General features: G+C 42.7%; 11 protein-coding genes and 1 riboswitch. Of the genes, 6 read left to right on the top strand and 5 right to left on the bottom strand.

Annotated elements, in window-relative coordinates:
* The first annotated feature begins 12 nt into the window (after nucleotides 1-12).
* Nucleotides 13-1,281 carry a hypothetical protein gene (locus T530_RS0104335; RefSeq protein WP_027727972.1) on the top strand — a complete coding sequence of 423 codons (1,269 nt, stop codon included), beginning with the start codon at nucleotides 13-15 and terminating at the stop codon, nucleotides 1,279-1,281.
* Here T530_RS0104335 and T530_RS14640 read toward each other — a convergent pair whose 3' ends face one another.
* Genes T530_RS14640 through fliS form a run of 3 tightly spaced genes read right to left on the bottom strand, consistent with a single transcriptional unit; the run spans nucleotide 1,282 to nucleotide 2,769 of the window.
* Nucleotides 1,282-1,806, bottom strand: coding sequence for a dihydrofolate reductase (locus tag T530_RS14640; RefSeq protein WP_051537817.1), 525 nt, complete (start codon nucleotides 1,804-1,806; stop codon nucleotides 1,282-1,284).
* Nucleotides 1,807-1,839: 33 nt separating this feature from the next.
* Entirely contained in the window at nucleotides 1,840-2,313 is a 474-nt protein-coding gene (locus T530_RS0104325; RefSeq protein WP_027727971.1) for a hypothetical protein, read from the bottom strand.
* Nucleotides 2,314-2,328: 15 nt separating this feature from the next.
* Nucleotides 2,329-2,769, bottom strand: a complete 441-nt coding sequence (fliS, locus tag T530_RS0104320) for a flagellar export chaperone FliS (RefSeq protein WP_027727970.1) — start codon at nucleotides 2,767-2,769, stop codon at nucleotides 2,329-2,331.
* A gap of 179 nt (nucleotides 2,770-2,948) precedes the next feature.
* Between fliS and ftsH the strand changes: the two genes are divergently transcribed.
* Genes ftsH through T530_RS0104295 form a run of 5 tightly spaced genes read left to right on the top strand, consistent with a single transcriptional unit; the run spans nucleotide 2,949 to nucleotide 10,481 of the window.
* A complete protein-coding gene (gene ftsH, locus T530_RS0104315) occupies nucleotides 2,949-4,952 on the top strand; it encodes an ATP-dependent zinc metalloprotease FtsH (protein ID WP_038073634.1) in 2,004 nt (667 codons plus the stop codon).
* An 8-nt stretch (nucleotides 4,953-4,960) separates the two neighbouring features.
* Entirely contained in the window at nucleotides 4,961-5,626 is a 666-nt protein-coding gene (locus T530_RS0104310; RefSeq protein ID WP_027727968.1) for an outer membrane lipoprotein carrier protein LolA, read from the top strand.
* 3 nt (nucleotides 5,627-5,629) lie between these two features.
* Nucleotides 5,630-6,730 carry a RodZ family helix-turn-helix domain-containing protein gene (locus tag T530_RS0104305; RefSeq protein WP_027727967.1) on the top strand — a complete coding sequence of 367 codons (1,101 nt, stop codon included), beginning with the start codon at nucleotides 5,630-5,632 and terminating at the stop codon, nucleotides 6,728-6,730.
* The gene (gene rimO / locus T530_RS0104300; protein ID WP_027727966.1) at nucleotides 6,723-8,195 is read left to right on the top strand and encodes a 30S ribosomal protein S12 methylthiotransferase RimO; all 1,473 of its coding nucleotides are present in this window, start codon (nucleotides 6,723-6,725) and stop codon (nucleotides 8,193-8,195) included. Before T530_RS0104305 ends, rimO begins: the two co-directional genes overlap by 8 nt.
* Before the next feature lie 9 nt (nucleotides 8,196-8,204).
* Nucleotides 8,205-10,481: an ATP-dependent helicase gene (locus T530_RS0104295; RefSeq protein ID WP_027727965.1), complete on the top strand. Its 2,277-nt coding sequence runs from the start codon at nucleotides 8,205-8,207 to the stop codon at nucleotides 10,479-10,481.
* A 76-nt stretch (nucleotides 10,482-10,557) separates the two neighbouring features.
* Here T530_RS0104295 and T530_RS0104290 read toward each other — a convergent pair whose 3' ends face one another.
* Both T530_RS0104290 and T530_RS0104280 read right to left on the bottom strand, forming a co-directional pair.
* Nucleotides 10,558-11,976 (bottom strand): sodium:alanine symporter family protein, encoded by a 1,419-nt coding sequence (locus T530_RS0104290; protein ID WP_027727964.1) that lies wholly within the window; start codon nucleotides 11,974-11,976, stop codon nucleotides 10,558-10,560.
* An 82-nt stretch (nucleotides 11,977-12,058) separates the two neighbouring features.
* Nucleotides 12,059-12,155: riboswitch (glycine riboswitch) on the bottom strand.
* Nucleotides 12,156-12,304: 149 nt separating this feature from the next.
* On the bottom strand, nucleotides 12,305-13,144 hold the full coding sequence (locus tag T530_RS0104280) for an RNA polymerase sigma factor RpoD/SigA (protein ID WP_038073625.1): 840 nt from the start codon (nucleotides 13,142-13,144) through the stop codon (nucleotides 12,305-12,307).
* Nucleotides 13,145-13,596: the final 452 nt, after the last annotated feature.

The following is a 13,596-nucleotide window of genomic DNA, read 5'->3' as shown; positions in this document are numbered from 1 at the left end:
CAGGAAGACCAAATGAAAAAAACACCATTGTTATTACTTAAATCATTTTCTGCTGCCTTGCTGGCTGCTTTTCTTTTGACTGTTCCTGCCTACGGAGCTTCAAAAAACACTTTTCCAAAAGACGGAATTTATTCCTACGATTTTGAGCGCTATGTTGAATGCGTAGAACTTGTGGCTATGTATCAGAGTTATGGAATGGAAGCCTATCAGGATATCCTGAAAAAATCTTTTGGTAATGCGGTTTATATAGAAGACGGAAGTTTTATTGAACCGGAAACAAGAATTTTGCTTTCGGTTTCTTCTACTGGAAAAGTTACCAGCCCGGATAATCCGTCAATCAGCGGAAGATTAAGACGCAATGGTGAATTCTTCTTTCAGGGATACTACGAAGAAAATTCCCAGATTTTAAAGATTGCCATAAAAGGAACACTCCTTTATTCAGATCCTGCATCCCGCGCTTCAAAAAAGTACGACGGTGATTTTACAATGACCGATAACGGAACAGAGCGCCAGCAGAAGGTAAGAATTGAAGACGGTCTTTATATCTGGGAATATGAAGATAAACAGGATGATGATTTTGAAACCTGGCCTGCAATTGTAAATGCAGACGGTGTCATAAACTGCGGCTTTGAAATGACAGTGCGTTCCGGTGTAAAAGGCCTTTCGCAGATGGTTGTTTCAAGTAAAAACCAGAGTTATGGAAAAGTTGATCCTAGCGGACAGATTCAGCTGAGAACAATCACACAGAACTCAGGAACCGGTCAGTCCGGCGAATCTGAAGAGATTTCTTTTTCCGGAACCCGCGGTACTCAGTCTATGAATAAGATTTCAAAAGAAAGCACAGAAGATTCTGGGGTAAAAAAATCTTTCAAGCGAAACAGAAAAAAGCCTCAGAATACTCCAAAGGGAAATCCTCCTGAATGGTATTCTGATTTTATTGAAGCTGATGATAACTACATTTATGGTTCAGCGAAGAAAACTCATGCTGATAAAGATTCTGCCTTGAAAATTGCAGAAATTACTGCCGCAAGCCAGATAAAATTAAGTCTTTCGGCAGATGTTCAGGTTCGTTCTGAGTCAAAAAAATCTGTAAGTCAGGAAAACTCAGAGAATGGAGAAGTAGAATCTTCTTTCTTTGGCGCTGTTGATACTTTTTCAAACATAAAAATTCCGTACAGCGTAAAAAATTCTTTTTATGATGAAGAATCAAAGACCGCATATGTGGTTACAATTTTGCCAAAAGATGAAGCTGAAAAGATACTTGCAGAATATAAGAAATAATTATCTGCTGTAAGTGATGAATGAAAGTTTTACGCCTTTTTCAAGCGTGGAACTTTCATTTTCTATTTTAAAGCTTTCATTCGGAAGTTCAGGGAAAAAGGCGTCGCATGCGTAGTCGGCGTCGATTTGGGTTGTGTAGATTGTTTGTGCAAGGGATATGCCTTCGCGGTATATGTTCTGGCCACCGCAAATGAAAATTGCCGGATTTGGCAGAAGGAATTGCGGGCGAGCAGGAAGAATCTCGTTTGTAGAATTAATTTTTTCTGCCAGTTCGATTGCGGCTTCCAGATTTTTTACAGTGTAAAGATTTTCGCCTTCAAATTTTTTTGTGGAAGAAACTACTATATTAATGCGTCCTGGCAAGGCTCTTCCAAATTCCTCAAAGGTACGTCTGCCAAAAATTACAAAGTTTCCTAAAGTCAGCGTTTTGTAATAGGCGCGGTCGCTGGGAAAATCCCAAACAATCCGTCCTTTATTCCCGATACCCCGGTTTTTCTCAAACGCCACAACTATCGCTACTTTCATCCTAGTACCTAGCACCTGAAACCTAACACCTGCCTAAGCCTCAACTTCAACCATCTGGCTGACAGGCTGTTTCTGAGCGTAAACGCTGGTAAGGTTTCTGTAAGGATTTTTGAGGCCTGCGAGCTGCATTTTAATCTGTCCAAGATGTACGCGGAGTAAATCACGGTTGATTTTATTCTGAGCAAGAACGCGTTCCTGAAGTGAAGACAATTCATCCTGAAGGGCATAAATTTCCTTATCTTGTTCCTCACTTGGCGCTGCCGAATGATACATCTGACGCATAGGGACAATAACTTTCTGCAGGTTCATAAGATTTTTTACAACCTGCTGTTCAAGTTCCGTATGGGCAAGCAGGGCTTCAGTATTTTCATTGGAAATAGAGTCCTGCTGTTTTTCGAGCACAGTAAGATATTCGCGGAATTTCCCCCTCTGCTGTTCAAGCAAAGTTCTGAATCTGCGTAAAATTGCCACCCTTTCGTTTAATTCTTCCTGTGTAAGTTCTTTCATAAAATTTTCCCCGGGTTATCCCTGAATGTTCAGTGCGCCTCGGACCTGTGCAGCAGGGGCATTTGCCGTACTGTTTGCAACAGTTCTCCAAGATTCCAGAAGATCGTTCAGCATTTTATAAATTTCTTCCAGTTTTGCCTTATCTTTTTTTATGGAACCGTCAAGAAGCTGCTGGTTAAAGTAAATGTACAGTGCCATAAGGTTTTTTGCTATATCTCCGCCTTTATCCATGTCAAGGCTTACCTGAAGTTCTGTGATAATTGCCTGCGCCTTCTGAATAAATTTTCCAAACTGTTCGATATTCTGCGCTTTTACACTTCCGTCTGCTTCAAAAAGCTTGATTGCTCCGCCCAGATTTTTTACTGCGCCTTCATAAAGCAGTACAACCAGACGTCCCTGGCTTGCTGTGGTAACGTTGTTTTTCTGATATGCAGAATATGCGTTCTGATATGCCATAATACCTCCTGTGGAGGCGGGTCGGTCGGAGCCCGCCATGTCCGATAGCAAAGCTTTTTTTAGCTTTACATACTTTATCGATTAAATCTTCGGCAGCTTAATTTTATACTTTAGATATTTTTTTATGGAAAAAATCAGATTTTCTTTGTATATTTATTCTATTATATTAGGAAATTACGATGGCAGAAGATCAGAACCTGAACAACAAGAACGAAAAAAATGATGAAAATGATCCGTACAAATTTTTCAAATTTGCCGGAGTTGAAGATGATAAAGATAAAAAGAGCAATAAACGCCGCGGCGACGGAAGATTTCCTTTCTGGCCGATTTTGCTTGTAATCCTTTTTGGACTGGCAGTAATGGATATGTTTGTTTTCTCAAAATCAGATGGTTTGATTGACTATTCTGATTTCCGCGCAATGGTGGAAAACGGACAGATTATTTCTGTTGAAATCGGCGAAAACTACTTTGTAGGATATGGCCCTGAGCGTGTAAGCGACAATAATTCAGCTCCTAAGGGAATTCAGCTTTTCCCAGTGACTCAGAAAACTGGCCGTGTTTATAAAACTGCTGCCGTTCTTATGGGAAACTTTATTGAACTTCTGGATTCAAAAGGTGTCCGCTATAAGTTTGTCGTAAAACAGAATTCATATTTAATGCAGCTTTTAATCAATCTGATTATTCCGTTTGGAATTATCTTCTTGATGTACTTCTTCCTCTTTAGAAAGATGGGAGGCGGTGCCGGTGGTATGGGAAGCATTTTCAATGTTGGCTCAAGCCGCGCTAAGGTTGTTGAAGAAGGTAAAATCAAAACCCGCTTTACTGATGTTGCCGGTGTTGATGAAGCAAAAGACGAGCTTGTGGAAGTTGTAGACTTCCTTAAACAGCCTAAAAAATACACTGATATTGGTGGTAAAATTCCAAAGGGCGTATTGCTGGTAGGTGACCCTGGAACCGGTAAAACTCTTCTTGCCCGCGCTGTTGCAGGTGAAGCTGGAGTTCCTTTCTTCAGTATTTCCGGTTCTGACTTTGTTGAAATGTTCGTTGGTGTTGGTGCTTCTCGTGTTCGAGACCTCTTCCGTCAGGCCCGCGACAAGGCTCCTTGTATCATCTTTATTGATGAAATTGATGCCCTCGCAAAATCACGCGCAAACGGTTTCTCAAGCAATGATGAGCGAGAACAGACTTTGAACCAGCTGCTTGTTGAAATGGACGGTTTTGACAATGACAAGGGTCTTATCGTTCTTGCCGCTACTAACCGCGTTGACGTTCTTGACCCTGCAATTCTTCGTCCTGGCCGCTTTGACCGTCAGGTTCCTGTTGAAAAGCCTGATGTAAAGGGACGCGAGGAAGTTCTTAAGATTCACGCAAAGAACGTTAAGCTTGATAATGATGTAGATTTCTCTTCTATTGCTCACGGAACAACTGGTTTTGCCGGTGCCGACCTTGCAAACGTTGTAAACGAGGCCGCCCTGCTTGCAGTCCGCAATGGCCGTAAGAAAGTTACTATGGAAGATTTTAATGATGCTATCGATAAGGTAAGCATCGGTCTTAAAAAGAAGAGCCGCAAGGACAACGAAAAGCAGATGCGCCTTACTTCTGTACACGAAACAGGTCATGCTCTTGTAGGTGCCTTTACTCCAGATCATCCTCCTGTAAACAAGATTACGGTTGTGCCTCGTTCTCATGGAGTTGGCGGCTATACCCAGTACCGTGAAGAAGATGAAGAAAAGTTCTGCATGACCCGCAGGGACATGATGAATGAAGTAGACGTTTGTCTTGGCGGACGCGCTGCCGAAGAAATCATCCTTGGCGATATTTCTACAGGCGCTTCAAATGATATTGCCCGTGCAACCGCAATCATCAAGGATATGATTACAGTTTACGGTATGAGCGATAAGTTCAAGAACATGACTTTGGGTAAGGGCGTTCTTGGAAACCGCGGCGGCGAACCTAATCTTGTCCGCGAATTCTCAGAGCAGACTCAGAACTTCATTGATGAAGAAATTGCCCGCATTATGAACGAACGCTACGAGCACGTACTTGGAATTCTCACAGAACACAAGGAGCTTCTTGAATACATTGCCAATCGCCTTAAGGAAGTTGAAACAATGGACGGCAAGGAATTCTACGAAATTGTTAAGGGTGAACAGCATTGTAAGGAGATAGAGAATAATATATAATATCTGCTATGAAAAAATTATTTATAGCCCTTGCTTTTTCTTTTGCAGCTTCTCTTTTTGCCCAGAGCATTACAACTGCGAGCGCTTATTTTAAGACAATTTCTGAATATTACGGCACTCTTAAAGATTACGAAGTAGATTTTGAAATCAAGATTGATAAAAACGAATCTGCGGGAAAACTTTCCTATAAATCACCTGACCTTATCCGAATGGATTATACAAATCCGGAAGATCAGGTAATTGTTTTTAATGGTGATACCCTTACAATTTATCTTCCAAGGGAAAATGCCATCCTTCAGCAGGATGTAAGCACAAGCGGAAACTCTGCCAATACACTTGCAACCCCTCAGGGATTATCACTGCTGAGTCGCTATTACACTGTAGCCTATGAATCAGGCCAGAATGCTGAGCCGCTTGATGCAGAATCTGATGAAATGGTGGTTAAATTTGTACTCACCAGAAAAACTGCGGCAGAAGCCTTTCGTTCAATCAAAATCTGTGTAAATGCAGCTACAAAGCTTATCCGTCGTGTAGAAGCTGTTACTCCAAAAGGCGAGACTTTTGTTTTTGATTTTTACGACTACAAACTCAATCAGAATATTACAGACCAGCGCTTTATTTACGATGCGCCTTCTTCTGCAAACAATTACAACAACTTCTTGTTCTCGGAGTAAAAGATGGAAAGCTACGGAGAATTGCTAAAGAAAACCCGCGAAGCTAAAAACGGTGACCTTGATATAATTGCTCACGAAATTTCTATAGAAAAACGTTATCTTATCGGACTTGAAGAGGAAGATGATTCAGCTTTGCCGGGAAGCGCCTATCTTAAGGGATTTTTGCGCAACTATGCAATTTATCTTGATCTTGATCCTGAATATGTTCTTAAGCTTTATCATAATAAGGAACTTCAGGAATCTGGTGTTCCGGAAGGACTTTACGAACCGATTAATCCGACAAGAAATATTCTTCCTATATTAATTCCTATTGCCCTTTTGGTTTGTATCATCGGAATTATTTCCGGCCTTTTGATTGTAAAAAAATACAAGGTTTCGGATGACAATGTTCTGGTTTCAGGCGCAAAACGCAGCAATGTATTTGAACTTTCAGACAAGAAATTCTTCCAGCGAGTATATAAGGGAGACCAGTTCCTGGTTCCTTCTGACAATAACAATCCGATTGTTGTAACTGTAAGCAGTACAATGGGAACTTTCGGCCTTGCAATGCCAAGCGGAACCTATTACGTAGAACTTTCAGAAGAAGCTGAGCTTGATGTTGACGGCGATAATGTTTCAGATATGATTGTTTACGTTTCTGACATTTCCAAGACTGATGAAGCCCGCGGTGCTGAAGTAAGCGTATTGCTTCGTCACGGTGCTCTTGCCCAGGCAAGCGGCATGAGTGATTCTGATATGGAAGAAATTGAATCAGTTGGAGACGTAAATCTTAAGAAAATCCAGCGTACTCTTATAGAAGATAACAGAGCTTATCCTTTTACAATCAATGCAAGCTTCCGCGATTCATGTCTCTTCCGAGACCGCGTAGACAATGCAAACTCTGTTGAAGGATATTTTGCCAAAGGAGATGTATTTACGGCTACACCTCACAACAGAATCCGCCTTTGGATTTCTAACAGTAACGCTGTAAAATTCTCTGTAATCGCAAACTCGCGCTCTTATGATTTGGATATGGGCGCAGCCGGACAGGTACAGGTAGAAGACATCAAGTGGATAAAAGATACCGACGGCAAATATAAACTGGTGGTTATTGAACTTGACTAAACACACATTTTTTATTGATCAGCACGGATGTGCCAAAAACCAGACTGACGGTGAAATTATGTCAGGCTTTCTGGAAAGAGAGGGCTTTACTCAGGTTTTTGATGCAGATAAAGCTGATTTTATCCTCATTAATTCCTGCGGCTTTATTCAGTCCGCAAAAAAAGAATCTATCGACGCAATTTATGATGTAAAGTCGGCTTATCCGGACTCAAAAATCGTGCTTACAGGCTGTCTTGCAGAGCGCTATGCAAACGACCTTTTTGAGTCTATGCCGGAACTTGACGGTGTATTTGGAAACGGTGACCTTTCAAAGATTGCTGGCTTTATGAAAAAAGTAAGCGGTGGTCAGCGTACAGTTCAGACTTTTGACCAGTGCGGTGTAAGCGCCGGACAGCGTAAAAATCTTATGAACTTTAAGGGCAGCGCCTTTGTAAAAATCACCGAAGGCTGTTCAAATCACTGTTCTTTCTGTGCCATTCCTTTGATTCGTGGTGAGCTTAGAAGCCGCCCTATGGAGTCAATCATTTCAGAAATCAAGGAACTTACAGAGCAGGGCGTTTACGAAATCAATCTGATTGGACAGGACTTGGCAGCATATGGTAGCGGAGAAGAAGATAAGGAAATGCGTGCGGGCTTAAATCCTGTCCGCTCTCCTTTGTGCCAGCTGCTTGAAAAAATCAGCGAGCTTGAAGGTGATTTTATCGTCCGCCTTTTGTACATTCATCCTGACCATTTTAATACAGACATTCTTTCTGTGATGAAAAAAGACAGCCGCTTTGTTCATTACTTTGACATTCCTTTCCAGAGCGGTGATGATAAGACAATCCTTGCAATGAACCGGGTTGGTTCGCAGAAAAAATACATTGAGCTTGTAGAAAAAATACGCTCAGAACTTACTGACTGCATGCTGCGTACAACCTTCCTTGCCGGCTTCCCTGGCGAAAGCGACGAGGCCGCAGAAAATACCCAGACTTTCCTTAAGGCTATTCAGCCTGACTGGTCTGGCTGTTTCCCTTACAGCCGCGAAGAAGACACTCCTGCCTGGAGTATGAAGCCCCGCGTGCCGGCTAAAGTGGCGCAGGCTCGCGCAGACGCCCTTGTAAAACTGCAGACTGAAATTACAAATGAAAGACTTTCTCGTTTTGTCGGCCAGACTGTAAATGTTCTTGTTGAAGAAGTAATTAATGCCGGGGCTGACGGCACTGACGGTGGAGACGGCACAGGAGCTGACTCAGACCCGTCAGAAGGACTTGCAATTGGCCGCGGCTGGTTTCAGGCTCCTGAAGTTGACGGCAGCATCGTTATCCGTTATGACCTGGATTTGGAAGCAGAAAAATCTGCCGTTCAGCCTGGCAACGTGATTAAAGTTCAGATTCTTGCCAGCACAGGCGTAGACCTGGATGCCCGCTTTCTTTCTCTTGTAAAGGAATTTCCGAAAGATTCAGAATTAAAGTTTATTTCCTAGGGGTACTCTATGACCGAAACCTTAGAAAAATATCTTTCTGTCTTAAATGAAGAGCAGCTTGCGGCTGTAAAGCATGAAGGTAGTCCTCTTTTGATTTTAGCGGGAGCCGGTTCCGGTAAAACCCGTGTAATTACTACAAAAATTGCTTATTTGATTGGCGAAAAAAATATCGATCCCTGGTCTATTCTTGCCGTAACCTTTACCAAAAAGGCAGCAAATGAGATGCGTGAACGTGCCGTCGCCATGGACGAGCGCGCTGCTTCCGCTCAGATAAGAACCTTTCACTCTTTCGGCTCCTGGTTCCTTCGAAAATATGCAGAAAAAGCCGGTCTTGATCCGAACTTTACAGTCTATGATGACGGCGACATGGAAACTCTGGTAAAAAAGGCTGTGCCTGAACTTGGAAAAAAAGAAGCCAAACTTGCCGCTCATCAGATTTCTCTTGCAAAAGACTACTGCCTTTTCCCGGAAGATGATTTGAGCTGTATTGGCAGTGAATTTGATTTAAACGACATCTATAAAAAATATCAGGCGCGACTCCGTGCAACCGGTAACGCTGATTTTGGTGATTTGATTCAGCTTCCCGTCCGCGTAATGGACGAAAACCCTGAAATTGCAGACTACATTCATTCGCGCTTTAAGGTCGTGATGGTGGATGAGTATCAGGACTCAAACATTGCCCAGTATAAGCTTTTGCAAAAACTTTCGGGCTACGGGGACGGTGAGTCAGAATGTTCGAATTATGTCTGCGTCGTTGGTGATGATGACCAGTCAATCTACCATTTCCGCGGCGCCGAAGTAGAAAACATCCTTTCTTTCCCAAAGAAATTCCCGGGCACTGAAATTATCCGCCTGGAGCGTAATTACCGTTCGACAGGAAAAATCCTTCACGCAGCAGATTTGGTTGTAAGCAAAAACCAGAACCGCCTGGGAAAAACTCTTGTTGCAGACCGAGGGGAAGGAACTCCGCCGGTTTTAGCATTTCTGGATAATCAGAATTCCGAGGCAGTTTTCTGCGGAGACTTGATTTCTAAGTCTGTAATGGGTAATTCCAAATATTCAGACTGGGCAATTCTTTACCGAACCAACGCCCAGTCCCTTAATTTTGAAAAAGAATTTCTGCACAGGAAAATCCCTTACCTTGTAGTCGGTTCCCTGAAATTTTATGAGCGTGAAGAAATCAAGGATGCCCTTGCCTATATTTCACTTTGCGCCAATCCGCGTGATGAAATTTCTTTCCGCCGTGTTGTAAATAAGCCGGCTCGCGCCCTTGGCGAAAAGACTCAGGATAAAATAATGGAAAACGCGGTGGAATTTGCCGCTGACGGTTCTCCAATTTATTCAAACCTGATTGAAGCCTGTCGCAGTGCAGCTCATGATCTTTCTAAAAAAGCTCGTGAAGGTGCCGAAGCCTTCTGTAAAATCTTTGATGAACTGGACGGCTTCCTTGTAAAAAGAACTTCTGAAGTTGAAAATGAGGCTGTTAAAACAGAATCTCATCTTTCTGAATTCATTGAGCGGGTAATAAAAGTTTCAGGCCTGGACGAATATCACAAGGCAAGTGATGAAATTGAAGGAACCCAGCGTCTTGCAAACCTTGAAGAACTTGTAAACTCTGCCGGCCCTTATGAATGTTCGATTGAAGGCCTTACTGAATTCCTTGATGCAATCAATCTTGACCGGACTCTGGAACTTTCAGACGGCGAAGTCAGTGAGGATGCGGTTACCCTTATCACAATTCATAATACAAAGGGGCTGGAATACAATAAGGTAATTATTACTGGTCTTGAAGAGGGAATTTTCCCGCGAATGGATAAAACTGGTGCAGAGCTTGAAGAAGAACGCCGCCTTTTTTATGTTGCCGTAACCCGAGCCAGAAACGAACTCTACGTTACCAGCTGTCAGAGCCGCTATATGTATGGAACTCCTCAGTTTATGAGACCTAGTCCTTTTATCTGTGAATCAGCCTCTGCCTTCACAATGATTGGTCAGGTGCCTTTCAGCATTAAGAAAGTTGCCGCCCAGGAACGCTTTGCCGGCATCGGTAAGAAAATTGAAGGTTCTGAGTTTGACCTTCATTCTTCTTCTCATACTCCAGAGGAAGAGGAAATTTTAGAAAAATATAAGAAGGGCACAAAAATCTATCACGATGATTACGGTTATGGCGTAATTGAAAAATGTGATTTTAATGAAGACGAGATTGTTGCCATCATTCAGTTTGAAAACGGCGCAAGAAAGAAGTTCCTGCCTAAATATCAAAGAAAGTCACTGGATGTAATAAAATAGCCGCAGATGGGACACAGATTTGCACAGATTTTTTATCCGTGTCTCATCTGTGTTTATCTGTGGCTATTTATTTATTTTAAAGTTTAGGATACTTGTCGAAGTAAGCCTTTGTTTCTTTAGCAACAAGGCCGCTGAGAACAATCAGGGAAATACAGTTAGGAATTGCCATCAAACCGTTTGTAATATCGGCGATTGTCCAAACTGCAGAAATTGTCATGTAAGGACCGATTGCTACTGCAAGAATGTAGAGCCAGCGGTAAAGTTTTACATATTTCATTCTTCCGCCTGAAAGATATTCAAGACATTTTTCTGAGTAGTAATCCCAGCCAAGAATTGTTGTGAATGCAAAGAATACGAGACAGAGCATTACCAGGAACTGAACTGAGTGACCGTCACCGCCAAGGATTGCGCTGAAAGCTCTTGAAGTGAGGGCTGCACCTGTTGCGCCGCTGTTCCATACGTCTCCACCGGCAAGTACGATTGAAAGACCAGTCATTGTACAGATAATCAATGTATCAATGATTGTACCAGTCATGTTTACCATACCCTGTTCAACCGGTTCGTCAGTCTGAACGGCTGCTGCTGCGATTGGAGCAGAACCAAGACCTGCTTCGTTAGAGAAGATACCGCGGGCAATACCTTTCTGCATTGCTGTACGGATAATTGTTCCGGCTGCAGCACCTGCAATTGCGCGTACACCTGTATCGAAACCAAATGCGCCTTTGAAAATCAAAGCGAAAGCAGCTGGAATACGTGTTGCGTTCATGATGATTACAGAAACACCAAGGAATACATAGATGATTGCCATTACAGGAACTACTTTTTCTGCAACGGCAGAAATGCGTTTAAGACCGCCAATCAGTACAAGGGCTGTAGCGATTGTGATTACTGCGCCACCGATAACTGTTGCCCAGGCGTAAGAATTGCCGCCGATTGTAAATGCGATGTTTGTTTTGTCCGGGTCGAAGGCGTTCTGAATAGCGCCACAAATACCGTTTACCTGTGTAAATGTACCGATACCAAAAAGACCTACAAGAGTTCCGAAGAATGCAAAGAGAACTGCAAGCCATTTCCAGTTTTTGCCCATTCCTTTTTCAATTGTGTAGAAAGGTCCGCCAAGAACGTGACCGTCTGCCTTTACTTCGCGATATTTGATTGCCAGCATACATTCAGCATATTTTGTTGCTGTTCCCAAAAGTGCTGCAACCCACATCCAGAAAAGAGCGCCAGGACCACCGGCGAGGATAGCTGTAGCAACGCCGACGATGTTACCAGTTCCGATTGTAGCAGAAAGCGCTGTACAAAGTGCAGAGAAGCCGGAAAGCTCACCTTTACCTTCGTTTTCCTTGAAAATGCTCTTAAAAGCACGGCCGAATTTTGTAAACTGGATACCGCGTGTAGCGATTGTCATAACGATACCAGTTACCAGAATGAGGGCGATTGTAGGGATTCCCCATACAACGTCATCAATTTTGTTAAGGATTTCTTCAAACATGTTGTTTGTCCTTTAAAATAAAATAGAGTTTGCGTCTTGCCCAGTGGCATTTAGCAAACTCTCCAGAGTAGGAATGGAACTTTTATTTTGCCCTGTCCTTTGTGCCTGAGATATCGGCTGGAATAGCCTTAACCCTTCGGCGTCCCGCATCGTCGCAGGAACTCTCCAGAGAATCAGCGTCTCAAAACACGTTGAAATACTGACTCTCTAATAATATAGAAATTTCAGGCGTGTCGCAATACCCAGTCGCGTTCCGCCACTTGCTGGCGCGCGGCCCTTCGGGCTGCCTGCGGCATGGCTCCATGCTCCCGCCTGATTTACAGCTGAATTATGCAGCGTAGTCTACTAAGCGGCGGGCGCGGGTTGGGTGCTGAAGTCTTGTGATGGCTGTCTTTTCAATCTGACGGATGCGTTCTTTTGTAAGGTCACAGTGTTCGCCGACTTCTTTCAAAGACATAGCCTTCATTCCGTTCAAGCCATAGCGCATTCTGATTACGCGGCTTTCGTTTGGTTTAAGAGTGTCGAGGACAAGGTTGATGTCCTTAGACATTGACTGCTCAATAACTTTTTCTTCTGGACGAACGTTGATTGTATCTTCCTGGAAGTCTGCAACGTTTGCCTTGCTTGAATCTGAGCCGGAAACTTCTGCGTCCAGAGATACCATTTCGCGGCTGATGTTAATCATTTCGCGAACGTGGCTTGTGCTCATATTAAGCATTGCAGCGATTTCTTCGTATTCCTGATGTTCAGTTTTCTTTCCGTGGATTGATTTACGGGCGTGTTCAATCTGAACAAGCTCGTTAGCGCGGTTGAGTGGAAGACGGATAGCGCGGCTCTTTTCACAGATTGCCTTAAGAATGCTCTGGCGGATCCACCATACAGCGTAAGAAATGAAGTGATAGCCCTTTGAAACGTCGAACTTTTCGATAGCAGTCATAAGACCAATGTTTCCCTCGCTGATGAGGTCTGTCATATCAAGTCCATGATTCTGGTATTTTTTTGCAACATTTACAACAAAGCGGAGATTGGAGGTTACGATTTTATTTTTAGCAGCTTTGTCGCCGTTCTTTGCTTTTACAGCCAGTTCGTTTTCTTCTTCGCGTGAAAGGAGAGGGATTTTGTTGATTTCCTTAAGGTACATTCCCAAAACTTCATCATCGTATTTCATTTTATTGCCTCCGCAGATATCTTTTTTCATTAGATATATAGCAATATATGTGCCAAGTGTAAAATTTTGAGAAAAATTATTAAAATTTAAGAGAAAATGTTGAAAATCCTTGTCATTGTCGGGCTTGACCCGACAATCTATGTATTTTAAAAACAGATTGCCGCATCAAGTGCGGCAATGACAGAAAATTTTTGCAAATTTGAACGATTTTTCTTGCCTTTTTGGCCATTTATTATTATCTTGTGGTCTTTTTTGACACATTGGGGATTTTTAAGGGAATTTGTGGGTAAATTTGACACAATTGCCTTGAAAATAGGGGAAAATTATTAGCTGGAGAAAGAAAAATGCCCAGCGGCACAAAAGCATGGCTTTTGTGAACCTGTTAATCGATGAACCTAAAACAACCCTTTCGGCTTGTTTTTTAACGGTTCTTCGATTTTTGGTAGGGTTCC

This window comes from Treponema sp. C6A8 (assembly GCF_000619925.1).
Classification (GTDB): Bacteria; Spirochaetota; Spirochaetia; order Treponematales; family Treponemataceae; genus Treponema_D.
This window is presented reverse-complemented; position numbering and strand designations above follow the sequence as displayed.

Bases quoted from the DNA above. Each gene is read 5' to 3' on its own strand.
- T530_RS0104335 (WP_027727972.1), top strand. From the start codon at position 13: ATGAAAAAAACACCATTGTTATTACTTAAATCATTTTCTGCTGCCTTG.
- T530_RS14640 (WP_051537817.1), bottom strand. From the start codon at position 1,806: ATGAAAGTAGCGATAGTTGTGGCGTTTGAGAAAAACCGGGGTATCGGG.
- T530_RS0104325 (WP_027727971.1), bottom strand. From the start codon at position 2,313: ATGAAAGAACTTACACAGGAAGAATTAAACGAAAGGGTGGCAATTTTA.
- fliS (WP_027727970.1), bottom strand. From the start codon at position 2,769: ATGGCATATCAGAACGCATATTCTGCATATCAGAAAAACAACGTTACC.
- ftsH (WP_038073634.1), top strand. From the start codon at position 2,949: ATGGCAGAAGATCAGAACCTGAACAACAAGAACGAAAAAAATGATGAA.
- T530_RS0104310 (WP_027727968.1), top strand. From the start codon at position 4,961: ATGAAAAAATTATTTATAGCCCTTGCTTTTTCTTTTGCAGCTTCTCTT.
- T530_RS0104305 (WP_027727967.1), top strand. From the start codon at position 5,630: ATGGAAAGCTACGGAGAATTGCTAAAGAAAACCCGCGAAGCTAAAAAC.
- T530_RS0104295 (WP_027727965.1), top strand. From the start codon at position 8,205: ATGACCGAAACCTTAGAAAAATATCTTTCTGTCTTAAATGAAGAGCAG.
- T530_RS0104290 (WP_027727964.1), bottom strand. From the start codon at position 11,976: ATGTTTGAAGAAATCCTTAACAAAATTGATGACGTTGTATGGGGAATC.
- T530_RS0104280 (WP_038073625.1), bottom strand. From the start codon at position 13,144: ATGAAATACGATGATGAAGTTTTGGGAATGTACCTTAAGGAAATCAAC.